Source organism: Humibacillus xanthopallidus (genome assembly GCF_044793955.1).
Taxonomy (GTDB): Bacteria; Actinomycetota; Actinomycetes; order Actinomycetales; family Dermatophilaceae; genus Humibacillus; species Humibacillus xanthopallidus_C.
The window spans coordinates 2,104,372-2,127,971 of record NZ_CP084995.1; the positions used below are offsets into that span (position 1 = coordinate 2,104,372).

At 71.7% G+C, this 23,600-nt stretch carries 18 protein-coding genes; 16 read left to right on the forward strand and 2 right to left on the reverse strand.

The window, feature by feature from the left end:
• Positions 1–11: 11 nt before the first annotated feature.
• The 13 genes from LG278_RS09290 (at position 12) to LG278_RS09350 (ending at position 17,681) form a co-directional block, all read left to right on the forward strand.
• A complete protein-coding gene (locus LG278_RS09290) occupies positions 12–503 on the forward strand; it encodes a TraR/DksA family transcriptional regulator (RefSeq protein WP_404393124.1) in 492 nt (163 codons plus the stop codon).
• Positions 476–1,231 carry a signal peptidase II gene (locus tag LG278_RS09295; RefSeq protein WP_404393126.1) on the forward strand — a complete coding sequence of 252 codons (756 nt, stop codon included), beginning with the start codon at positions 476–478 and terminating at the stop codon, positions 1,229–1,231. Before LG278_RS09290 ends, LG278_RS09295 begins: the two co-directional genes overlap by 28 nt.
• Entirely contained in the window at positions 1,224–2,156 is a 933-nt protein-coding gene (locus tag LG278_RS09300; protein ID WP_404393127.1) for an RluA family pseudouridine synthase, read from the forward strand. The genes LG278_RS09295 and LG278_RS09300 overlap by 8 nt, the downstream gene beginning before the upstream one ends.
• Before the next feature lie 151 nt (positions 2,157–2,307).
• On the forward strand, positions 2,308–5,898 hold the full coding sequence (dnaE, locus tag LG278_RS09305; protein WP_404393129.1) for a DNA polymerase III subunit alpha: 3,591 nt from the start codon (positions 2,308–2,310) through the stop codon (positions 5,896–5,898).
• Positions 5,898–7,016 carry a winged helix DNA-binding domain-containing protein gene (locus LG278_RS09310; RefSeq protein ID WP_404393131.1) on the forward strand — a complete coding sequence of 373 codons (1,119 nt, stop codon included), beginning with the start codon at positions 5,898–5,900 and terminating at the stop codon, positions 7,014–7,016. The genes dnaE and LG278_RS09310 overlap by 1 nt, the downstream gene beginning before the upstream one ends.
• A complete protein-coding gene (locus LG278_RS09315; RefSeq protein ID WP_404393133.1) occupies positions 7,017–7,970 on the forward strand; it encodes a pseudouridine synthase in 954 nt (317 codons plus the stop codon).
• A gap of 113 nt (positions 7,971–8,083) precedes the next feature.
• A complete protein-coding gene (locus LG278_RS09320; protein WP_404393135.1) occupies positions 8,084–11,242 on the forward strand; it encodes an ExeM/NucH family extracellular endonuclease in 3,159 nt (1,052 codons plus the stop codon).
• Between the two features lie 115 nt (positions 11,243–11,357).
• Positions 11,358–13,457 carry a S9 family peptidase gene (locus tag LG278_RS09325; RefSeq protein WP_404393137.1) on the forward strand — a complete coding sequence of 700 codons (2,100 nt, stop codon included), beginning with the start codon at positions 11,358–11,360 and terminating at the stop codon, positions 13,455–13,457.
• A 71-nt stretch (positions 13,458–13,528) separates the two neighbouring features.
• On the forward strand, positions 13,529–14,887 hold the full coding sequence (hisD, locus tag LG278_RS09330) for a histidinol dehydrogenase (protein ID WP_404393139.1): 1,359 nt from the start codon (positions 13,529–13,531) through the stop codon (positions 14,885–14,887).
• Positions 14,884–16,068 carry a histidinol-phosphate transaminase gene (locus LG278_RS09335; RefSeq protein ID WP_404393141.1) on the forward strand — a complete coding sequence of 395 codons (1,185 nt, stop codon included), beginning with the start codon at positions 14,884–14,886 and terminating at the stop codon, positions 16,066–16,068. Before hisD ends, LG278_RS09335 begins: the two co-directional genes overlap by 4 nt.
• The gene (gene hisB / locus LG278_RS09340; protein ID WP_404393143.1) at positions 16,065–16,664 is read left to right on the forward strand and encodes an imidazoleglycerol-phosphate dehydratase HisB; all 600 of its coding nucleotides are present in this window, start codon (positions 16,065–16,067) and stop codon (positions 16,662–16,664) included. The genes LG278_RS09335 and hisB overlap by 4 nt, the downstream gene beginning before the upstream one ends.
• Entirely contained in the window at positions 16,661–17,299 is a 639-nt protein-coding gene (hisH, locus tag LG278_RS09345; protein ID WP_404393145.1) for an imidazole glycerol phosphate synthase subunit HisH, read from the forward strand. Before hisB ends, hisH begins: the two co-directional genes overlap by 4 nt.
• Positions 17,300–17,318: 19 nt before the next feature.
• A complete protein-coding gene (locus LG278_RS09350; RefSeq protein ID WP_404393147.1) occupies positions 17,319–17,681 on the forward strand; it encodes a hypothetical protein in 363 nt (120 codons plus the stop codon).
• A 9-nt stretch (positions 17,682–17,690) separates the two neighbouring features.
• Here LG278_RS09350 and LG278_RS09355 read toward each other — a convergent pair whose 3' ends face one another.
• Complete coding sequence (locus tag LG278_RS09355; RefSeq protein ID WP_404393149.1) at positions 17,691–18,638, reverse strand: homocysteine S-methyltransferase family protein; 948 nt, start codon at positions 18,636–18,638, stop codon at positions 17,691–17,693.
• 185 nt (positions 18,639–18,823) lie between these two features.
• Here LG278_RS09355 and priA point away from each other — a divergent pair, with 185 nt between their 5' ends.
• Genes priA through LG278_RS09370 form a run of 3 tightly spaced genes read left to right on the forward strand, consistent with a single transcriptional unit; the run spans position 18,824 to position 21,710 of the window.
• The gene (gene priA / locus LG278_RS09360) at positions 18,824–19,588 is read left to right on the forward strand and encodes a bifunctional 1-(5-phosphoribosyl)-5-((5-phosphoribosylamino)methylideneamino)imidazole-4-carboxamide isomerase/phosphoribosylanthranilate isomerase PriA (protein WP_404393597.1); all 765 of its coding nucleotides are present in this window, start codon (positions 18,824–18,826) and stop codon (positions 19,586–19,588) included.
• Positions 19,585–20,355, forward strand: a complete 771-nt coding sequence (locus tag LG278_RS09365; protein ID WP_404393151.1) for an SseB family protein — start codon at positions 19,585–19,587, stop codon at positions 20,353–20,355. The genes priA and LG278_RS09365 overlap by 4 nt, the downstream gene beginning before the upstream one ends.
• A gap of 32 nt (positions 20,356–20,387) precedes the next feature.
• Positions 20,388–21,710 (forward strand): DUF445 domain-containing protein, encoded by a 1,323-nt coding sequence (locus LG278_RS09370; RefSeq protein ID WP_404393153.1) that lies wholly within the window; start codon positions 20,388–20,390, stop codon positions 21,708–21,710.
• Between the two features lie 4 nt (positions 21,711–21,714).
• On the opposite strand, the gene LG278_RS09375 is transcribed toward LG278_RS09370, so the two are convergent.
• On the reverse strand, positions 21,715–23,499 hold the full coding sequence (locus tag LG278_RS09375; RefSeq protein WP_404393155.1) for a sigma-54-dependent Fis family transcriptional regulator: 1,785 nt from the start codon (positions 23,497–23,499) through the stop codon (positions 21,715–21,717).
• Positions 23,500–23,600: the final 101 nt, after the last annotated feature.

Below are 23,600 nucleotides of genomic sequence, written 5' to 3' on the forward strand. Positions count from 1 at the left end.
AGAAGGCACCTGTGACCACCAGCTCCACCGCAGCGCCCCGAGGCGCGAGCACCACCGCCGCGACGTCCACGACGAAGACCGCCGCCAAGACCCCGTCCAAGCGGGCTGCTGCTCGACTGCGGGTCAAGGACGACGAGTCCCCCTGGAGCGAGGCCGAGATCGCCGAGGTGCGCCAGATCCTCATCGACGAGATCAAGGAGCACCGCGCCGAGGTCGAGGTCGCCGAGCGAGAGCTCGACGAGGTGCTCCGCGCCAGTGGCGACGGGGCGGGCGACGACCAGGCCGATGCCGGGTCCAAGACCGCTGAGCGTGCCCACGAGATCTCCGTCGCCGCCAACGCCCGCGCGGGCCTGCTCCAGGCCGAGCACGCCCTCGAGCAGCTCGAGGCGGGGACCTACGGGATCTGCGAGAACTGCGGCAACCCGATCGGCAAACTTCGACTTCAGGCCCGTCCTCGTGCGACCCTGTGCATGCCATGCCAGGAGAAGCACGCTCGCCACTGACCCCGGACCCCGCCACGTCGACGCCCCCCAGGGGCGTCGACGGCGCGTCCAGCCCCGACGACCAGCCCGCCGCCGCGCCCGAGCGCGCCACGCGGCATACCCCCTCGGACGCCGACGCGGCGCCGAACCCCGGGCGCCCCTCGCCGCAGAAGCGGCGGCGGCTCTTCGCCCTGCTCGCCCTCGTGGCGGTGATGGCCTACGTCACCGACCAGGTGACCAAGGCGATCGCGCTCAGCGCGCTGGCCGACGGCCAGCCCCGCCCCTTCATCGGTGACGTCATCCGCTTCAAGCTCATCTTCAACCCCGGTGCCGCGCTCTCGCTCGGAGCCGGCAACACGTGGATCATGACGGCCATCGCGGTCGGGGTGCTCGTCGCCATCATCTTCGTCGCCAAGGGGCTCGGCTCCCGGGCTTGGGCCATCGCGCTCGGCCTGCTGCTCGGCGCGGCCCTCGGCAACCTCACCGATCGCTTCGTGCGGCCCCCGGGTGGCGGGCAGGGGCACGTCGTCGACTTCCTCGACTACAACCGGTGGTTCATCGGCAACGTCGCCGACATCTGGATCGTCGGCGCGGCCGCCCTCATCGTGCTGCTCGCGCTGCTCGGCATCGGGGTCGACGGGCGGCGAGACCGCGACGTGCGCGCGGCAGCCGCTGCGGACGCCGAGACCCACGCGGAGGCCCCCGCCGAGACCGACTCTGCCTCTCGGGCAGGTGGTGACCGTGCCTGACGTGCGCACCGTCCTCGTCCCCGACGGACTCGAGGGGGAGCGGGTCGACGCCGGAGTCGCGCGCCTCTTCGGGGTGTCGCGCACCAAGGCGGCCGACCTCGCCGCCGACGGCCACATCGCCCTCGACGGCAAGACCGTCGCCAAGTCGGAGCGGCTCTCGGCCGGCGCCATGCTCGAGGTGTCGCTGCCGCGCCCGGAGGACACCCCGCGCCTCGAGATCGTCGCCCAGCCGGTGCCGGGCATGACGATCGTGCACGACGACGACGACATCGTCGTGGTCGACAAGCCGGTCGGCGTCGCCGCCCACCCGAGCGTGGGCTGGGTCGGACCCGATGTCGTCTCCGGGCTGGCCGCGGCCGGCTACCGCATCTCGACCTCGGGCGCCCCCGAGCGCCAGGGGGTCGTCAGTCGCCTCGATGTCGGCACGTCGGGCCTCATGGTCGTCGCCAAGAGCGAGTCCGCCTACTCCCGACTCAAGCAGGCCTTCCGCAGCCGCACCGTCGACAAGACCTACCACGCGCTCGTGCAGGGGCTGCCCGACCCGGTCGTCGGCACGATCGACGCCCCGATCGGGCGCCACCCGGGGCACGACTACAAGTTCGCGGTCATGAAGAACGGCAAGCCGTCGGTCACGCACTACGAGGTGATCGAGGCGTTCCGGCACGCGAGCCTGCTCGACATCCATCTCGAGACCGGGCGCACCCACCAGATCAGGGTGCACTTCGCTGCGCTGCACCACCCGTGCTGCGGCGACCCGATGTATGGCGCCGACCCGAAGCTCGCGGCGAGGTTGAAGCTCGACCGGCAGTGGTTGCACGCCGTGGGGCTCGGGTTCGAGCACCCCGGCACCGGTGACTACGTCCACTTCGAGAGCCCCTATCCCGAGGACCTACAGCGGGCCCTCGACATCGTCGCCACCTTCTGAGACCTTCACCCTCGACCTCACCCTCAAACCCCTTGGGGCGTATGCCGTCCGGGCCAGTACGCGCGACGGGGGCAGCGGCGCGGGTGGTGCCGGCGACACCCCGCCGCGACACGCCGAGGGGTGTCGCCGACGAGGCTTAGACTCATCCACGATGTCGACCCACCCAGCCCCGCAGCCTGACCAGAGCTTCGTGCACCTCCACGTGCACACGGAGTACTCCATGCTCGACGGGGCGGCGCGCATCGGCGATCTCTTCAGCGAGGCGGCGCGGATGGGCATGCCGGCCCTCGCGACGACCGACCACGGCTACGTCTTCGGCGCCTACGAGTTCTGGAAGAAGTCGCAGGGCACGGGGGTCAAGCCGATCATCGGTGTCGAGGCCTACATCACGCCGGGCACGCACCGCTCCGACCGCACCAAGGTCAGCTGGGGCGACGGCGGACGCGACGACATCTCCGGTGGTGGCGCCTACACCCACATGACGATGCTGGCCGAGAACAACGTCGGCATGCACAACCTCTTCCGGATGAGCTCCATCGCCTCGCTCGATCAGGTCTACACCAAGTGGCCGCGCATCGACCGTGAGCTGCTCTCCACCTACGGCAAGGGCCTCATCGTCACGACGGGCTGCCCGTCGAGCGAGATCCAGACCAAGCTGCGGTTCGGGCTCTACGACGAGGCGCGCGAGGTGGCGGGCGAGCTGCGCGACATCTTCGGCCCCGACAACGTCTACGTCGAGCTGATGGACCACGGCCTCGAGATCGAGCGTCGCACCCAGCGCGACCTGATCCGCCTGGCCCGCGACCTGGGGCTCCCGCTCGTGGCCACCAACGACCTGCACTACACCAAGGCCGAGGACGCCAAGGCGCACGCCGCCCTGCTCTGCGTGCAGTCGGGCTCGACCCTGATGGACCCCAACCGCTTCAAGTTCGACGCCGACGACTTCTACCTCAAGTCGGCCGCCGAGATGCGCCACCTCTGGCGCGAGCTGCCCGAGGCCTGCGACAACACGCTGCTCATCGCCGAGCGCTGCGAGGTCTCGTTCGAGGAGGGCGAAGGGCGCTACATGCCGCGCTTCCCCTGCCCCCCGGGCGAGGACGAGACGTCGTGGTTCATCAAGGAGGTCGAGACCGGCCTCCAGCGTCGCTTCCCCGAGGGGGTGCCTGACTACGCGCGCAAGCAGGCGGCCTTCGAGGAGGACGTCATCGTCTCGAAGGGCTACCCCGGCTACTTCCTCGTCGTCGCCGACTTCATCAACTGGGCCAAGCGCAACGGCATCCGCGTGGGCCCCGGTCGTGGATCGGGCGCCGGATCGATGTGTGCCTACGCGATGGGCATCACCGACCTCGACCCCGTGCCCCACGGCCTCATCTTCGAGCGCTTCCTCAACCCCGAGCGCATGTCGATGCCGGACTTCGACGTCGACTTCGACGAGCGCCGCCGCGGCGAGGTCATCCGCTACGTCACCGAGAAGTACGGCGAGGAGCGGGTCGCCCAGATCGTCACCTACGGCACGATCAAGGCCAAGCAGGCCGTCAAGGACGCGAGCCGCGTGCTCGGGCACCCGTTCTCGATGGGAGAGAAGCTCACCAAGGCGATGCCGCCCGCGATCATGGGCAAGGACATCCCGCTCGCCGGCATCTTCGACCCGCAGCACAAGCGCTACAACGAGGCCGCCGACTTCCGGGCCGTGCACGACGAGGACCCGGCCGCGCAGGAGGTCGTCGCGACCGCGCTCGGTCTCGAGGGCCTGAAGCGCCAATGGGGGGTGCACGCCGCCGGCGTCATCATGAGCAGCGAGCCGCTCATCGACGTCATCCCGATCATGCGCCGCCTGCAGGACGGCCAGATGATCACGCAGTTCGACTACCCCAGCTGCGAGTCGCTCGGCCTGGTCAAGATGGACTTCCTCGGCCTGCGCAACCTCACGATCCTCGACGACGCCCTCGAGAACATCAAGCTCAACCGTGACGAGGACATCGACCTCGACGCGCTCTCCAAGGACATGTCCGACCCGGCCACCTACGCCCTCCTCGGAAGGGGCGACACCCTCGGCGTCTTCCAGCTCGACGGCGGCGGCATGCGGGCCCTGCTGCGCCTCATGCAGCCCGACAACTTCGAGGACATCTCGGCCGCCCTCGCCCTCTACCGCCCGGGCCCGATGGGCGTCAACGCGCACACCAACTTCGCCCTGCGCAAGAACGGCAAGCAGGAGCTCATCCCGCTCGACCCGCAGCTCAAGGGCAAGCTCCAGCCCGAGATGATCGAGGCCCTCGACCCCATCCTTGGCATGACCTACGGCCTGGTGATCTACCAGGAGCAGGTCATGGAGATCGCGCAGAAGCTCGCCGGCTACACGCTCGGCAACGCCGACCTGCTGCGCCGCGCCATGGGCAAGAAGAAGAAGGAGGTGCTCGACGCCGAGTACGTCCCCTTCAGCGAGGGCATGAAGGCGCAGGGCTTCAACGAGGGCTCGATCGCCGCGCTCTGGGGCGTGCTGGTGCCGTTCTCCGACTACGCCTTCAACAAGGCCCACACGGCGGCCTACGGTCTCGTCTCCTACTGGACCGCCTACCTCAAGGCCAACTACCCGGCCGAATACATGGCTGCCCTGCTGACGAGCGTGCGCGACGACAAGGACAAGTCCGCGCTCTACCTCAACGAGTGCCGGCACATGGGCATCAAGGTGCTGCCGCCCGACGTCAACGAGTCGATCGCCAACTTCGCCGCGGTCGGCACCGACATCCGCTTCGGGCTCGCCGCGATCCGCAACGTCGGCCTGCCCGTCGTCGAGGCGATCATCCGCACTCGCGAGGAGAAGGGCGCGTTCGCCTCCTTCAAGGACTTCCTCTCCAAGGTGCCGGCCGTCGTCTGCAACAAGCGCACCATCGAGTCGCTCATCAAGGGCGGCGCCTTCGACTCGCTCGGCGAGAGCCGCCGTGGCCAGATCGAGGTGCACGAGCGCTACATCGACGCCCTCGTCGAGGTCAAGAAGCAGGAGGCGATCGGGCAGGACAGCCTCTTCGGGTCCTTCGGCATGGACGAGACGACCGACGCCGCGGGCCCCGGCGCCTTCGACGGCCTGCCGCCCGTGCCGCCACTCGAGTGGGACAAGGCCACGCTGCTGTCGTTCGAGCGCGAGATGCTCGGGCTCTACGTCTCCGACCACCCGCTCTTCGGCATCGAGCACATCCTCGCCACCCATGCCGACACCACGATCGCCTCCCTGCTCGGTGACGAGGCCAAGCCCGACGGCACCCCCGTGACGGTGGCCGGCCTCATCACCAGCCTGCAGCTGAAGCGCACGAAGAAGGGCGACCTCTGGGCCATCGCCTCGGTCGAGGACCTCGACGGCGCCATCGAGTGCCTCTTCTTCCCCTCCGCCTACATGACCTACTCGACGATGCTGGCCCAGGACACCGTCTGCGCGATCAAGGGCCGGGTCAGCGCTCGCGACGACTCGATCTCGATCTTCGCGCAGGAGCTGACCATCCCCGACATCAAGGAGGGGCCGCGCGGCCCGGTCGTGCTGACGCTGCCGCTCGGCCGGGTCACCCCGGCGGTCGCCGAGAGCCTCAAGCGGGTGCTCGGCGAGCACCCGGGCGCCACCGAGGTGCAGGTCCGGCTGACGCAGCCCGGCCGGTCCGTCCTCATGTCGCTCGACGACTCGCTCCGGGTCAACGCCACGTCCTCGCTCTTCGGTGACCTCAAGGCACTGCTCGGCCCGGCCTGCCTCACCTGATGATGACGGCGGCCGACCGTCGGCGCCTGCGCCGGGCGAGGATGGCGGCCCTCGGGCTGTCCCCGGCCCTCGGCTCTGCCGACGCACCGGTCCCTGCCGTCACCGTCGCTCGCACGCTGGGGGCCCTCCAGGCGCAGGACCACGCGAGCGGCGCGTGGTCGCTCGGAGTGCGCTCGGGCCTCACGGCTGCCCAGGTCGAGGACGCCGTGCGAGCCCGCGAGATCGTGCGCACCTGGCCGATGCGCGGCACGCTCCACTGGGTGCCGGCGGAGGACGCGCGCTGGATGTGCCGGCTGCTGGCGGCACCGGGTGGCACCGCCCTCACGACCCGCTACGCCCGGCTCGGACTCACCCCCGCCGACGTCGACCGGGCGGGTCGGCTCTTCGAGGAGCACCTGCACGAGCCGATGAGCCGACCCGAGCTCATCGCCCTGCTGGCCGCGCACGGCATCGACCCGGCCGGCCAGCGTGCTTACCACCTCGTCGGCCACCACTGCATGACCGGCCTGCTCTGCCAGGGACCGCTCATCGGCAAGCAGCCGAGCTTCGTGCTCATCGACGCGTGGGTGCCGCACTCCCTCACGCCCTCTCACGACGAGGCGCTCGCGACCGTGGCCGAGCGCTACGTGCGCAGCCACGGGCCTGTCACCGAGAAGGACCTCGCGGGTTGGATCGGCAAGGGCCTGGGCCTGGCCCGGCAGGCGCTCGCGCTCATTGACGCGCGCCTCGTCCGCGAGGAGCGGGGCGGGGTCACCTGGCTGACCCACGTCGACGCCCCGACCGCCCCCACCGGCCCGGACCGACCCACCTGCGTGCACCTGCTCCCGCAGTGGGACGAGTTCCTCCTCGGCTACCGGTCGCGCGACCTGACCCTGCCACCCGAGCACCGCATCGCCGTCGTGCCGGGTCGCAACATGGTCTTCAAGCCGACGCTCGTGGTCGACGGGGAGGTGGCGGGCATCTGGCGACGTGAGCTGCGTGGGGGCCGGGTCCTCGTGCAGGTCACGCCGTTCGTCCGGCTGACCCCGAAAAGGTCGCGCGACATCGAGACGGCGGCGACGGCATACGGCCGCTTCGTCGACCAGCCCGTCGAGGTCGTGCGGGGCGGGGAGATCTGAGTGGCGCGGGGCGGCGTGCCCGCGTCGCCGTTGCCACCGCGCCACGGCGTCGACGCCCAACGCTTCCGTATGCCGCAGGGCGGGCCCTGGCGGAGCCTGCGCGACCATCTCGTGGAGCGTCTGGCGGTCGGCCTGACGGCCGAGGAGATCGACCGGATGCTGAGTGCGGGTGAGTTCGTCGACGCGCAGGGCCGGCCCGTGGCCGCCGATGCGCCCTTCGTGCCGCGGTCGGTGGTGTGGGCGCACCGTGACCTGCCGGACGAGGTGCCACTGCCCGGCGACATCGAGCTGCTCCACCGCGACGAGCGCCTCGTCGTCGTCGACAAGCCGCACCACATGGCGACGATGCCGCGCGGGCGCCACGTCGTGCAGAGCGCCCTCGCCCGCGCGCGGGTGCTCACCGGGCTGCCCCGGCTGGCGCCCGCCCACCGGCTCGACCGGCCGACCGCGGGGGTGCTCATGCTGACGACGGAGCAGCGCTGGCGGGGTGCCTACCAGCAGGTCTTCGCGGCGGGACTCGTCCGCAAGACCTACCTCGCGGTCGCCCCGGTGCGCCCCGACCTCGAGCTGCCGCTCGTGCGCCGCACCCACCTCGTCAAGGAGCACGGCACCCACCAGGCCCGCGAGGTGCCGGGGGAGGCGCCCAACGCCGAGACCCTCGTCGAGCTCCTCGGCACCGCGGGCGAGCTCGGCCTCTATCGGCTCACGCCCACGACCGGGCGCACCCACCAGCTGCGCTGTCAGCTGTCGGGCCTGACCATCCCGATCGTCGGCGACCCGCTCTATCCGGTCGACCGCGCCGTCGCCGACGACGACTTCAGCGAGTCGCTGCAGCTGCTGGCTGCCGTCCTCGAGTTCGACGACCCCGTCGACGGGCGCCACCGGCGCTTCGAGAGCCGGCGCAGGCTCGACGGCTGGCCGGGGGCGTGGCCGGTGATCCCGCACGACACGTGACGTTCACCGACTGGTGCCGAAATGACGCCTCGCTCCGGCGCGCGGGAGTCACCGGGCCGGTCTAGGGTGACCGGCAGACCGCGCCGAGGAGCCGGTCCCCAGGGAGGAATCACATGCTTGTGTCACGACCAGTCCTGCGTCGGGTCGCGGGGGCCACCGCCGCCGCGCTCGCCGTCGGGATCGTCCCCTTCGTCGCGGCGGCGCCGACCGCCTCGGCGGCCCCGACGGAGCTGTTCATCAGCGAGTACGTCGAGGGCTCGAGCAACAACAAGGCGCTCGAGATCTACAACGGCACCGGGGCCCCGGTGGACATGTCTGCCTACAACGTACAGGTCTATGCGAACGGCGCGGCTACAGCCAACACCACCACGACGCTCGCGGGCACGGTTGCCTCGGGTGACGTCTTCGTCTATGTCAACAGCTCCGCCAACGCCACGATCAAGGCCGTCGCCGACCAGCAGAGCGGCAACGCCAACTGGAATGGCAACGACTCCGTCGTGCTGCGCAAGGGCACCACCGTCGTCGACGTGCTCGGGCAGATCGGCGTCGACCCCGGCGCGGAGTGGGGCACCGGCCTCACCTCGACGGCCGACAACACCCTCCGCCGCAAGCCGACGGTCCAGGTCGGCGACATCGACGGCTCCAACGCCTTCGACCCCTCCGTGCAGTGGGACGGCTTCGCGACCGACACCTTCGAGGGGTTGGGCTCGCACTCGATCGTCACGGGTCCGGTCGAGGACGCCGCTCCGACGGTCGTGTCGACCTCCCCGGCCGAGGGCAGCAGCACCGTCACCGCCGGGGCGAACGTCACCGTGACGTTCTCCGAGCCCGTCTCGGCCCCCGTCTCCGCCTTCTCCCTCGTCTGCTCGGTGAGCGGCACCAAGGCCTTCGCGCTCTCCGGCGGTCCGACCACCTTCACCCTCGACCCGACGACCGACCTCGCGATCGGTGACGCGTGCGCGCTCACGGTGAGCGGCGCCGCGGTCTCCGACGTGGACGCCAACGACCCGCCCGACACGATGGCGGCCGACGTCGTCGTGCGCTTCTCGACCCCGGCCGTCAGCCCCTGCGAGGCGCCCATCACGCGGATCCCCGCCATCCAGGGCAGCGGCGCCACCGTGGCCATCGGCGGCACGGTGACCACCCGAGGTGTCGTCGTGGGCGACTACGAGGGAGCTTCCCCGGCCTTGCGCGGTTTCTATCTGCAAGACGCCTCGGGTGACGGCAACCCCGCCACCTCCGACGGCATCTTCGTCTTCGAGTTCAACAACGCCGACGCCGTCAAGGTCGGTGACGTCGTCACGGTGACCGGCTCCGCCGGTGAGAACCAGGGGCAGTCGCAGATCAGCGCTGCCACCGGCGGAGTCACCGTCTGCGGCACCGGCTCGGTCGCTCCGACCGACGTCGTCTTCCCGGCCCCGAGCCCGACCTTCCTCGAGCAGTTCGAGGGCATGCTCGTCGAGCTGCCGCAGGAGATGACGGTCACGGAGCACTTCCAGCTCGGCCGCTTCGGTCAGGTCACCCTCTCGCAGGGCGGGCGTCTCCAGCAGCCGACCAACGTCGTCGCTCCGGGCGCCCCGGCGCTCGCGCTGCAGGCGGCCAACGACCTGCGCAAGATCATCATCGACGACGCCTCGCAGGCGCAGAACCCCGACCCGATCCTGTTTGCCCGCGACGGTGCTCCCCTCACGGCGAGCAACACCCTCCGCGGCGGCGACACGGCGACCGGCATCGTCGGCGTCATGACCTTCACCTGGGGTGGCAACGCCGCGAGCCCCAACGCCTACCGGGTGCGCCCGGTCAACTCGCTGGGCGGCTCGATCGACTTCGAGCCGGCCAACCCGCGGCCGACGAGCGCGCCCGCGGTCGGCGGCACCACCCGCGTCGTCGGGATGAACCTGCTCAACTTCTTCAACACCCTCGATGTCTCCGGGATCAACTGCCGGGCGGGTGTCTCCGGACCCCCGATCGACTGCCGCGGCGCCAACACGGCGGTCGAGTTCGAGCGCCAGTGGCGCAAGACCGTCGCTGCCGTCTCCGGCACCGAGGCCGACGTCGTCGCCTTCATGGAGCTGGAGAACGACGGCTACGGCCCCGACAGCGCCGTGCGGTTCCTCGTCGACCGGCTCAACGAGCAGGACGGCGCGGGCACGTGGTCCTTCATCGACGCCGACGCGCGCAGCGGCCAGGTCGATGCGCTCGGTGACGACGCCATCAAGGTCGGCATGCTCTACAAGCCCGGCGAGGTGACGCCGATCGGGCGCACCGGCGTGCTCAACACCGTGGCCTTCGTCAACGGTGGCGACAGCGCCCCGCGCAACCGCCCGGCCCTGGCCCAGGCCTTCCGTGACAATGCCACGGGCGGCGTCTTCGTCGGGGTTTCCAACCACCTCAAGAGCAAGGGCAGCGCGTGCGACCAGCCTGACACCGGTGACGGCCAGGCCAACTGCAACGCCGTCCGCGTGCGGTCGGCCCAGCTGCTCGCCGACTGGCTGGCCGGCGACCCGACGGGCACCGGTGACCCCGACGTGCTGATCCTCGGCGACCTCAACTCCTACGCCAAGGAGGACCCGATCGCCATGCTCGAGTCGAAGGGCTACACCAACCTCATCGGGCGCTTCAACGGGTCCAAGGCCTACTCCTACGCGTTCGACGGCCAGTGGGGCTACCTCGACCACGCGCTCGGCACCGCCTCGATCACCGGCCAGGTGACCGGTGTCGCCGACTGGCACATCAACGCCGACGAGCCTTCGGTGCTCGACTACAACACCGACTTCAAGACGGCGAACCAGGTGAGCTCGCTCTACGCACCGGACGAGTTCCGCATCTCCGACCACGACCCCGTCGTCGTCGGGCTCGACCTCACCGACGACGCTGCCGGCTTCATCACCGGGGGCGGGTTCATCCAGTCGCCGGCCGGAGCCCTGACCGCAGATCCCGCCCGGGCCGGCAAGGGCGCCTTCGAGATCGACCTCGACTACGCGGCCGGTGCCACGCACCCGTCCGGCGAGTTCGGCTTCAGCCTCGGCGGCAAGGGCACCCCGTTCGTCCTGACGAGCACCTCGTTCGACTTCCTCGTCATCCGGGGTGACGCCTCCCGCTTCGCGGGGACCGCGACGGTCAACGGCGCCACGGGCTACACCTACACGGTCGACGTCGTCGACGGCGGCAAGGCTGACACGCTGCGCCTCGTCGTGCGAGCGGCCGACGGTGCGCTCGTCTACGACAGCGGCGTGCAGCGGGTGCAGGGTCAGGTCATGATCCACAGCTGACCTGCCGTCGACCATCCCGGTCACGCAGCGGCCCCGGAGTCCTCGGACTCCGGGGCCGCTGCCGTCGGCCGACAGGGCCTCTGCCGTTCGCCGGCGGGGTGCCTAGACTGCGCGCATGCAGCAGCCCCCGATCGCGCGTCGTGCCCCGGTCGCCCGCGTCCACCACGGTGACCGATTCGACGATCCCTACACCTGGATGGCCGCTCGCGAGTCGCAGGAGCTGCTTGACCTGCTCGCCGCCGAGAACGCCCATGCCGCCGAGCGCACCGAGCACCTGACGCCCGTCGCCGAGCAGATCTTCGAGGAGTTCCGCTCACGCATCGAGGAGACCGACCTCTCGGTGCCCGTGCGCCACGACCGTTGGTGGTACTACTCCCGCACCATCGAGGGTGAGCAGTATGCGGTCGAGGGGCGCGTGCGCCTCACCGACCACCCCGAGCGTCCGGCGCTCGCCGACGGCCGCCCGCCCGCGGGCGAGGAGGTGCTCCTCGACCAGAACGCCGAGGCCGTCGGGCACGACTTCTTCGGGGTCGGAGCCACCGAGGTGTCGCCCGCGGGCGACCTGCTGGCGTATGCCGTCGACCTCGCGGGCGACGAGCGCTACGACGTGCGCGTGCGCAGGATCGCCACGGGGGAGACCCTCGACGACACGGTGCGGTCGACGGGCGGGTCGCTCGCGTGGTCGCTCGACGGCCGGCACCTCTTCTACAGCCGGGTCGACGATGCGTGGCGGCCCTACCAGGTGTGGCGCCACGAGGTCGGCTCGCCGGTGGAGCAGGACGCCCTCGTGCACGAGGAGAGCGACGAGCGCTTCTTCGTCGGGGTGGGCTCCTCCCGCGACGACCGCCACGTCATCATCGCCATCGGGTCCAAGACGACGTCGGAGTTCCGGCTGCTCGACGCGGCCGACCCGCTCGGCACGCCCCGGGTCGTGGCCGAGCGACGCGCGGGGGTGGAGTACGACGTCGAGCCGATCGGCGACCAGATCCTCGTCACCCACAACGCCCACCGGACGAACTTCGAGCTGGCCATCGCTCCCATCACGTGCACGTCGGCGCAGGAGTGGGTCTCACTCGACCTCACCACCGAGGACGAGTTCGTCACCGGCGCAGAGGGCTTCGACGACTTCATCGCCATCTCGCTGCGCCGTGAGGGGGGCACCGGCGTGCGCGTCGTGCTGCGTGACCCCGACGCTCCGCACGGCCTCGGCGAGGCCCACGACATCTCGGTGGGCGAGCCCATCGGCACGATCCACGTCGGGGCCAACCCCGAGTCGGCCACCGCCACCCTCCAGGTCGTGCACGAGTCGCTCGTCACACCGCGCACGGTCGAGGACTACGACGTGCGCTCGCGCACCTTCACGCTCCTCAAGGCCCAGCGGGTGCGCGACGGCCACGACCTCGCGCAGTACCGCCAGCGCCGGGAGTGGGCCACCGCGCCCGACGGCACCCGGGTGCCGATCTCGATCGTGCACCGCGCGGACGTCATGGCCGACGGCACGGCGCCCGGGCTCCTGCACGGCTACGGCGCCTACGGCATACCGAGCGACCCGTGGTTCTCGGTGCTGCGCCTCTCGCTCCTGCAGCGGGGCTGGGTCTTCGCGATCGCGCACGTGCGGGGCGGCTCCGAGATGGGTCGCTCCTGGTATGACGACGGCAAGCTCGCCGCCAAGCCGCACACGTTCACCGACTTCGTCGCGTGCGCCGACCATCTGCGCGACTCCGGCATCGTCGCGCCCGATCGCCTTGCGGCAGAGGGCGGCTCAGCCGGCGGTCTGCTCATGGGAGTCGTGGCGAATCAGGCGCCCGACCGCTTCCGCTTCATCCACGCCTCGGTGCCCTTCGTCGACGCGCTGACGACGATCCTCGACCCGGCCATGCCCCTGACCGTCATCGAGTGGGAGGAGTGGGGCAACCCGCTCGAGGACCCAGAGGCCTACGCCCTGATGAAGTCCTACACGCCCTACGAGAACGTCACCGCCCAGCGCTACCCGACCCTGCTCGTCACGACGAGCCTGCACGACACCCGGGTCTACGTCACGGAGCCGGCGAAGTGGGTGGCTGCCCTGCGCCACGAGGGCCGCGAGCTCGAGGGTGCGGCCCCGGTGATCTTCCGCACCGAGATGGCGGGTGGCCACGGAGGCCAGTCGGGGCGCTACGACACGTGGCGGCAGTGGGCGTGGGAGACCTCGGTGCTGCTCGACGGGCTGGGCTGAGCCACCCTCGCGGGGAGCCGCACCCTGAGACGTGCACGGAGGCACCTGCGCGGCCTTTTAGACTCGTGTCCATGATGTCAACCCTCGACCTGCGCGGCCGCACGCTCGACGTGCGCTTCCTGCGCGGGGCCCTGCCCCGAGCCGAGTTCGATGTCACGGCAGCCCTCGAGCAGGTGCGGCCGCTCTGCGAGGACGTCGCCCATCGCGGAGCCGAGGCGCTGCGCGACCTCGGTGAGCGCTTCGACGGCGTGCGTCCGACCCACCTCCGGGTGCCCGCCGACGTGCTTCGTGCTGCGCTCGACGGTCTCGACGACGACCTGCGTGCCGCCCTCGAGGAGGCCATCCGGCGGGCCCGCCTCGTGCACGGCGACCAGCGGCGCGTCGACACGACGACTCAGGTCGTGCCCGGCGGCACGGTCACCGAGCGCTGGGTCCCCGTCGACCGGGTCGGTCTCTATGTGCCCGGCGGCCTCGCCGTCTACCCCAGCAGCGTCATCATGAACGTCGTGCCGGCCCAGATCGCCGGGGTCGGATCTCTCGCGGTCGCCTCGCCGCCGCAGCGCGAGAACGCCGGCGTCTTCGCCGGCTACCCCAACCCCACGATCCTCGCGACGTGCGAGCTGCTCGGTGTCGAGGAGGTGTATGCCGTCGGCGGCGCCCAGGCGGTCGCGATGTTCGCCTACGGCTTCGTCGACGCCACGCAGCTGATCGACGGTGAGCCCGTCGTGTGCGACCCCGTCTCGCTCGTCACCGGCCCCGGCAACATCTGGGTGGTCGCCGCCAAGCGCCTCCTCAAGGGCCTCATCGGCATCGACGCGGAGGCCGGACCCACCGAGATCGCCGTGCTCGCCGACGACTCCGCCGACCCCGACCACGTCGCGGCCGACCTCATCAGCCAGGCCGAGCACGACCCGCTCGCGGCCTCCGTGCTCGTCACAGACAGCGAGGAGCTCGCCGACGGCACCCGTGCCGCCCTGCGGCGCCGGGTCCCGGCGACGAAGCACTCCGAGCGCGTCGTCGAGGCGCTCGAGGGCACGCAGTCACGCATCGTCCTCGTCGACGACGTCGATGCCGGCCTCGACGTCGTCAACGCGTATGCCGCCGAGCACCTCGAGATCCAGACGCGTGACGCCGCCGCGGTGGCAGCGCGGGTGCGCAACGCCGGTGCGATCTTCGTCGGCCCGCACGCCCCGGTCAGCCTCGGCGACTACGCCGCAGGCTCCAACCACGTGCTGCCGACCGCCGGGTGCGCCAGCCACTCGAGCGGCCTGTCGGTGCAGTCCTTCCTGCGCGGCATCCACGTCATCGACTACGACGAGGCCGCGCTGCGGCAGGTGGCCCGCCACGTCGTCACACTCGCGCAGGCCGAGGACCTCCCGGCCCACGGCGAGGCCGTGACCGCACGCTTCGCCGACGAGGTGCCCCGGTGAGCGATCAGGCGCCGGAGCAGAGCGAGGTGCAGCGGCTGCTGCGCCCCGACCTGCGCGGCCGCACCGCCTACGGCGCACCCCAGCTCGACGTCGCCGTGCAGCTCAACACCAACGAGAACAGCTACCCGGTGCCAGCGCCGGTCGTCGAGGCCGTCCTCGCGGCTCTCTCCGACGAGGTGGCGGGCCTCAACCGCTACCCCGACCGCGACTTCACCGAGCTGCGCAAGGCGCTCACGGCATACCTCGAGAAGCAGTCGGGGGTGTCTCTGACGCCGGACCAGCTGTGGGCCGGCAACGGCTCCAACGAGGTGCTGTCGCACGTCGTGCAGGCCTTCGGCGGGCCGGGCCGCACGGCCCTCGGCTTCACGCCGAGCTACTCGATGCACCCGATCATCAGCGAGACCCTCGGCACGACCTGGGTCGACGGCCTCCGGGGCACCGGCGAGCCGGACACCTTCGACCTCACGGCCGAGTCCGCGGCGGAGCAGGCACGCCGGCACCAGCCGTCGATCGTCTTCCTCTGCTCGCCCAACAACCCCACGGGCACGGCACTGCCGTTCGAGGTCATCGGTGCCGTGCTCGAGGCCGCGCCCGACGCGATCGTGGTCGTCGACGAGGCCTACGCCGAGTTCGCGCGCCCGGGCACCCGGAGCGCGCTCACCCTGCTCGCCGAGCACCCCCGGCTCGTTGTCACACGCACGATGAGCAAGGCCTTCGCCTTCGCCGGCGGCCGGCTGGGCTATCTCGTCGCCTCGGCCGAGCTCGTCGACGCGCTCCGGCTCGTGCGCCTGCCCTACCACCTCTCGAGTCCGACGCAGACGATCGCGCGGGTCGCCCTCGAGCACGCCGACCTCATGCTCGGCACGGTCGAGGTCATCAAGCACCAGCGCGACCGCATCGTCGAGGTGCTGGGGCAGCTCGGCGCCACCCCCGTGGCGAGCGACAGCAACTTCGTGCTCTTCGGCGGGCTCGTCGACGAGCGAGCGACCTGGCAGGCTCTGCTCGACGCCGGGGTGCTCGTGCGCGACGTCGGCATCGCCCACCACCTGCGCGTCACCGCCGGGGATCCTGACGAGACCACCGCCTTCCTCGAGGCGATGACCCGTCTGGCACCCGACCACGTCCGCCCCGCCACCGACCGTCCCGCCACCGACCGCCCCGCCGAAGGAACGCAGCCATGAGCCGCACCGCCTCGATCTCGCGTGCCACCTCCGAGTCGTCGGTCGAGCTGACCCTCGACCTCGACGGCACCGGCACCTCCGACGTGTCGACGGGCGTGCCGTTCTACGACCACATGCTCGCGTCGCTGGCCAAGCACTCGCTCATCGACCTCACGGTCAAGGCCACCGGCGACGTGCACGTCGACGTCCACCACACCGTCGAGGACACCGCCATCGTGCTCGGGCAGGCGCTGCGCCAGGCGCTCGGCGACAAGAGCGGCATCTCCCGCTTCGGTGACGCGACCGTCCCGCTCGACGAGGCCCTCGCGCACGCCGTCGTCGACGTCGCGGGCCGTCCCTACGTCGTGCACGAGGGGGAGCCCGAGGGTCAGCAGTACGCCCTCATCGGCGGCCACTTCACGGGGTCGATGACCCGGCACGTCTTCGAGTCGTTCGCGTCCAACGCCGGCCTCTGCCTCCACGTTCGCGTGCTGGCCGGCCGCGACCCACACCACATCGTCGAGGCGCAGTTCAAGGCGGTCGCGCGTGCCCTGCGGGCAGCGATCGCCCTCGACCCGCGCGTCGTCGGCATCCCCAGCGCGAAGGGCGCTCTGTGACCGCGAACGTCGTCGTCCTCGACTACGGCAGTGGCAACGTGCGCTCCGCCGTGCGTGCGCTCGAGCGCGTCGGGGCGTCGGTGACGCTGTCGGCCGACCCCGAGGTCGCGTTGGAGTGCGACGGGCTCTTCGTGCCGGGGGTCGGCAACTTCCACGCCTGCATGGCCGGGCTCGCCGCCGCCCAGGGGCCACGCATCATCGACCGGCGCCTCAGCGGCGGTCGCCCGGTGCTCGGGGTGTGCGTCGGCATGCAGGTGCTCTTCGACGGCTCGACAGAGCCGTCGGCGACCCCGCTCGAGGGTCTGGGGGAGTGGCCGGGCACCGTCGAGCGGCTGCCCGCCGCCGTGGTGCCGCACATGGGCTGGTCCGAGGTCGAGGTGGCCCCCGGCTCAGCCCTCTTCCGGGGCGTCGAGCACGAGCGCTTCTACTTCGTGCACTCGTATGCCGTGCAGCACTGGACGCTGCAGCCCTCGGGTGCGTTCGTGCGCGTCACACCCCGCGTCACCTGGGCGCGTCACGGTGCGCCGTTCGTCGCCGCGGTCGAGAATGGTCCCCTGGCCGCGACCCAGTTCCACCCGGAGAAGTCCGGCGATGCCGGCGCCACGCTGCTCGAGAACTGGGTGCGCAGCCTCTGAGGCGGTGAGGGAGCGAACCATGGCGACGAAGAAGACGTCGAAGAGCACATCGGCGACGAGGTCACGGGCGAGCACGAAGCGCCGCACGACGACGAGGCGTCGGACGACGAGCAGCGCCTTGCAGCCGAGGCGCCGGGCGAGTCGGCCCGGGCTGCCGACGACGGTGGGAGCCGCCCTGGGCACGCTCGTCGTGACGACGTTGCTCGACCTGTCGTGGCCGGTGCGCGTCGGGCTCATCGTGCTCGTCCTCGTCGTGGGCCTGGCCTACGTCGTGTGGAAGCACCGGGCGGCGATCAGCGCTGGGGCCTCAGCCTCGCCTCATCCCGCCGAACCTACCGACCCTGCCGACCTCACGGACACTGCCGACCCCACTCACCCCTGACCGAGGCGGTCAGACGCCCCAGAGCCTCGCGACGTGGGAGGCGTCGGTGCCGCAGCACCCGCCCACGACGCTGAGCGGCCCGAGGTGGTCCACGACCCGGGAGTGACCTGCGGCGAGCACGCCGAGGTCGCCGGCGTCGAGGTCGACTGCGTCGTCGAGCTCGGCGTGGCTGCGCGTGGACGCGTTGTAGCGCATGCCGAGGATCCTCGAGCGCCAGAGCGTCTCGGCTGACGGGTCGAGTGCGGAGAGCACGTGGTGGGGGTGGGCGCAGTTGACGAGGTAGTAGTCGGGGCGCGCTGCCTCGTCGACGGCGATGACGGCCTCGGGCAGCGGGGTGCCGTCGGGCAGGCGACCGTCGAGCTCCACCGTGAAGGAGATCGCCACCGGCAGGCCGACCTCGCGGCCGGCCAGGACGATCCCGACGGCCTCGCCCGGGTCGGTGAGCGTGTAGGCCGTGACGACGTCGGCGCCGGCGTCGGCGAAGGCCGCCAGCTGGGGCCGGTGGTAGGCCGCTGCCTCGGCGGGGTCAGTCGTCCCGTCGCTGCGGTAGCCGTCACCGCGGGGCCCGACCACTCCGCCGACCACGACGTCGGACACGTCTGCGGCATACCGACTGCGCAGGGCGTGGAGCAGGTCGATGGCTGCGGTGTTGGCCCGCGTCAGGGCGTCGACCGAGCGTCCGAGGCGGGCGCCCCAGTCCGGGTTGGCCCGCCACGTCGGCGACTCGAGCACGAGCCCGGCCCCGGCCCGCGCGGCGATGGACGCGTACTCGCCGTAGTAGTCGGCCAAGAGGCGCCGCCCGGCGGCGTCGTCGACGAGCGGGAACGCCGCGAACTCCGGCAGGTCGACCCCGCGGTTGAAGATGAGGTCGGTCTCGAGCCCGCCGTCGGTCACCATGGGCCGCCCGGAGAGCTGCGGCAGGGTCGGGCTGGCGGACTCGGGCTTCTCGGCAGGCATGGGGCCTCGGTTCGTCGGTCGCTGCAGGTGCGGTGGTGCTTCCGGTGTAGCAGATAGCAGCCTTGCCGGAGTGGCGATCGTGGACAGCCCGCCACGTCGGACGGGCACCTCGGCAGGCCCGCGCGGGCACACGGCATACTCGGTGGTCGCGCATGCTCACCCCGACGACCCGAGGAGCCGTGCCGATGACCGGCCAGCAGACCGACCAGCAGACCGCCGAGCGCCTCGAGCTGCTCCCAGCCGTCGACATCGCCGACGGTCAGGCGGTGCAGCTCGTGCAGGGCGTCGCCGGCAGCGGCGGAGCCTTCGGCGACCCGTGGGAGGCCGCGAAGGCGTGGCAGGACGCAGGGGCGGAGTGGATCCACCTCGTCGACCTCGACGCGGCCTTCGGGCGCGGCAGCAACCGAGAGCTCATCGCCTCGATCGTCGGCCGGCTCGACCTGCAGGTCGAGCTCTCGGGCGGCATCCGCGACACCGACTCCCTCGAGGCGGCTCTCGCGACCGGCTGCCGTCGGGTCAACATCGGCACCGCGGCCCTCGAGGACCCGGCGTGGACCGCCTCGATCATCGCCGAGCACGGCGACCGGGTGGCGATCGGACTCGACGTGCGGGGCACCACGCTGGCCGCCCGGGGCTGGACGCGCGAGGGCGGCGACCTCTGGGAGACCCTCGAGCGGCTCGACCGCGAGGGCTGCGCCCGCTACGTCGTCACCGACGTCAACAAGGACGGCATGCTGCAGGGCCCCAACGTGCAGCTGCTCCGCGACGTGTGCGCGCGCACCGACCGGCCCGTGGTCGCGAGCGGCGGCGTGTCGACCCTCGAGGACATCGCGGTGATCCGTGGACTCGTGGGTGAGGGGGTCGAGGGAGCCATCGTCGGATCGGCCCTCTATCGCGGCGCGTTCACGCTGCCCGAGGCTCTCGACGTGGCGGGCAGGCCGAGCCGGTGAGCGAGATCCCCGGCGACTCCGCGGGGCAGGCCTGGGCGGGCAAGTCGATCCCCTCGCACGGCTTCGCCGGTGACACGGGCGGAGCCGACCCCGCGCTCGTCGCCGTGTTGGCGGCCGGTCACGACGGCTCGGCCTCCGAGACGGAGGCCGCACTCCTCGAGGCGGCCCTGATGGAGCAGGTGGCAGGCGCCCGGTGGCTCGTGCCGGTCGTCGCGGTGGCCGACGAGGTCGACGACTCGGGGGCGCACGTGGTGGAGACCCGCAGCGACATGGCGGCTGTCACGCTCACCTCGCCGGACGGCTCGCGCGCCCTCCCCGTGTTCACCTCGCTCGATAGCCTGGCGGCGTGGGACGCCCACGCCCGGCCCGTGCCGGTGACGGCCTCGGCCGCTGCGCAGGCCGCCATCTCCGAGGAGTGCCACGTGCTCGTCGTCGACGTCGCCTCGCCGCACGCGACCGTGCTGCGCCCGAGCATGCTCTGGGCCCTGGCCCAGCAGCGACCGTGGGTGCCGAGCCACCTCGATGACCACGTGGCGGCGGCGGTGCGCGCGGCCGTGGCCGACGAGCCGGAGGTCGACGACCACCGGGTCGAGGCGGGGGAGCCTGCCGGTGCCGGCGTGCTGCGCATCGTGCTCGCCCTGCGGCCCGGTCTGGGCGCCGGCGAGGTCGGGGCGATCGCCACCCGCATCGGGGAGCGCATCGCGACCGATGGCGAGACCCGTGCGAGGATCGATGCGCTGACCTTCGCGCTGGAGGCGGCGCACTGAGCACGACCCCACCGACACGAGAGGTGCCGCCCGTGGACCCCGCCCCCTCGGCAACCGCCGTGCCCACCACGACGCGCGTCCCCTCTCCGGGCGGACCCCTCGGCTTCATGGTCGACCCGGCGCTCGATGCGCAACGGCGCCGCGACCTGCGCCGGATGCGGCTCGTCGCGACCGGACTGCTCGTCTTCGCCGCCATCGTCTACGTCCTCACCCGCGGCCACGACGAGGGCGTGCTCGGCTTCGTCAACGCCGGTGCGGAGGCCTCGATGGTCGGCGCCTGCGCCGACTGGTTCGCCGTCACCGCGATCTTCCGCCACCCCCTGGGCCTGCCGATCCCGCACACGGCCCTCATCCCCCGCAAGAAGGAGATGATCGGGCGCAGCCTCGAGGAGTTCGTCGGCGAGAACTTCATGCGCGAGGACATCATCCGCGAACGGGTGCTCGACGCCGAACCGGCCCGTCGGGCGGCCGAGTGGGCCTTGGTGCCCGGTCACGCCAAGCGCCTCGTCGACGAGGTCGCCACGGTCACGGTGCACGCCCTGCACCGCATCCCCGACGAGGACGTGCGCGCCGTCATCGAGCAGGCCGTGCTGCCGCGCCTCATCCAGGAGCCCGTGAGCTCGATGGCCGGCGGGCTGCTCGACCAGGTGGTGCGCGACCAGGCCCACGTCGGTCTCGTCGACCTCGCGCTCGACGAGATGCGCGCCTGGCTCGTCGACAACGAGGACCTCTTCGAGTCGCTCATCACCCAGCGGGCCCCCACCTGGGTGCCGACCGCCGTCAACGACCTCGTGGCCCGCAAGATCCACACCGAGGCGCTCAAGTGGCTCGCCGACATCCGCCGCGACCCCGACCACGACGTCCGCCGGGCGCTCGACAAGCTGCTCGTCGATCTCGCGGCGGACCTCCAGCACGACCCCGTGACCCAGGAGAAGGCCGAGCGGCTCAAGGAGCGTCTGCTGACGCATCCGCAGGTGGCCGACACGGCCATGTCGCTGTGGATCTCACTGCGCGCGGTCGCCATCTCGGCGCTCGAGGACGAGGGGGGCCCCGTGCGCACCCGTGCCGTGTCCGAGGTCATCGGCCTCGCCGAGCGCATGCTCGCGGACCGCTCGCTGCGCGACCGCATCGACACCCGCATCTGCGACGCGACGGTGTATGCCGTCGACCGCTACGGCGCCGAGCTGACCAAGGTGATCAGCCACACGGTCGACCGCTGGGACGGCAAGGAGACCGCCGAGCGGGTCGAGCTGCAGGTGGGCCGCGACCTGCAGTTCATCCGCATCAACGGCACCCTCGTCGGCGGGCTCATCGGCATGCTCATCCACGCCGTGTCGATCCTGCTGCCCTCCTGACGCGTCAGCGCCGGGTGTCGATGTTGTAGCCGCGGATCTTGCGATAGATCGTCGCGCGCGACATGCCGAGGTGCTCGGCGGCCTTCCCCTTGTTGCCGCCGTGGTCGATCAACGCCTGCGTGATGGCGTCGCGCTCCATCGACTCGAGGGGTGTCAGGGTGCGTCGACCCACCGCCATGCACTCGGGTGGCAGGTCGGCGAGCTCGATGGTGCCGGTGCGCTTGGCGGCCAGCACGCGGCGCAGGACGTCGCGCAGCTGGGTCGCGTTGCCGGGCCACGGGTGACGGGCCAGCTGGTTGACGGCGCGCGGCGAGATCTGCAGGTCTCGCGTCGGCGACAGGGTGCGCAGCATCGCCGGGATCATCGCCCGGATGTCGTCGGGCCGGTGCCGCAGCGGCTCGACGTTGATGGTGCGGTCGAAGCACGGCACGATCTGCGACTCGACGGCGTCGTCGACGGTCGTGGACTCACGCGTCGCCACGACCCAGCGGGCCGGGGCGGAGTGCGAGCGGTCGGACTCCTCGAGCAGCCGGCTCGACACCGACTCGACGAGCGCGGCCGGCAGCCGGTCGATGTGCCGGATGATGAGCGTGCCCTCCTCGCTCACGAGCTCGTCCTCGAGGTGCTGGAACCACTCGTCCGGGTCGAGGGCGGCGCTCGCCGCGTCGAGCACCCGCAGGTGCCGCGCGGGCGACTCCGCCACGTGGATGGCGCGGGCCAGCGCGTGCTTGCCGACCCCGCGCTCGCCGACGAGCAGCACCCAGGTGCCGGCCCGGTGCGACTCGCGCAGCTGAGCGCCGGCTCGGCTCCACTCCGGGCTGGTGCCGGCGACGCCGGGCAGCTGGGGCGCCAGGGCCCGTGAGTCGGCCGAGCGCAGCGGACGCGCCGACGGCTCCTGGATCTGCACCCGGAACACGCCGCCGACGACGGCCGAGCCCACCGACGTGGGGCGGTAGTCGAGCCGGGCGATGGCGCCGCTCGGCAGGTCGGCGACGAGGGTGCGGGGGAGCAGCTCGCCGACGGCGTCGTCGGTGCGCGCCACGAGCGCCGTGCGGTCGGCGACGTCGAGTCGCTGCTGGGCGAGGTGGTTCATCATGACGATGTCCTCGCTGAGCGCCAGCACCGGTCCGGTCGCGTGACGGCACGCCGCGAGGTAGTCGCGCAGCAGCGTCATCTCGCTCACCGACACGGTGGCGAGGATCTCGTCCTCGATGCGCTCGGCGATGGACCGTGCGTAGGTGAGCAGCAGGGCGTTGGACACCCCTGCCTCGCAGGTGAGGTCGAGCACCCCGACGAGTCCGCCGCTGATCGGGTGGTGCACCGGCGCGCCCGCGCAGGCGAAGCCCATGAGCGGCTCGGTGAAGTGCTCGCTGCCGACGATGAGGGTCGGGGTGCGCGTGAGCAGCGCGGTGCCGATGCCGTTGGTGCCGACGCTGTCCTCGGCATAGGTGAAGCCGGGAGCCAGGCTGACCTTCTCGAGCTGGCGGCCGAACGAGGTGTCGGGGCAGATCCGGTGGATCACCCGTCCGGTCGGGTCCGCGAAGATCATGCTCACCGGCTCACCCGCGAGGCCCTCGGCCATCCGCTGCATGACCCGGCTGACCAACCCGTTGAGCTGCTGCGCCTCACCCAGCGCGGCGGCATACGACGGTTCGACGAGCGTGGGGCTGACGCCGGCCCGGGTGCTGCGCTGCCACGAGCTCCCCACGACGTCGCGCACCGACCGGTCGAGCACCCCTGACTCGATGAAGGCGTCGCGAGCGCGCGGTCCTTCGTGGCTGTGCGTCATCGACACGCCTCCTCTCCGGCCCCGTCCCGCGGCGTTGCGGGCGGGTCGTCTCCCCAGAAGAGTCTCAGGTCGCGCGGCCCAGCGGGGCAAGGTGGCGGCGC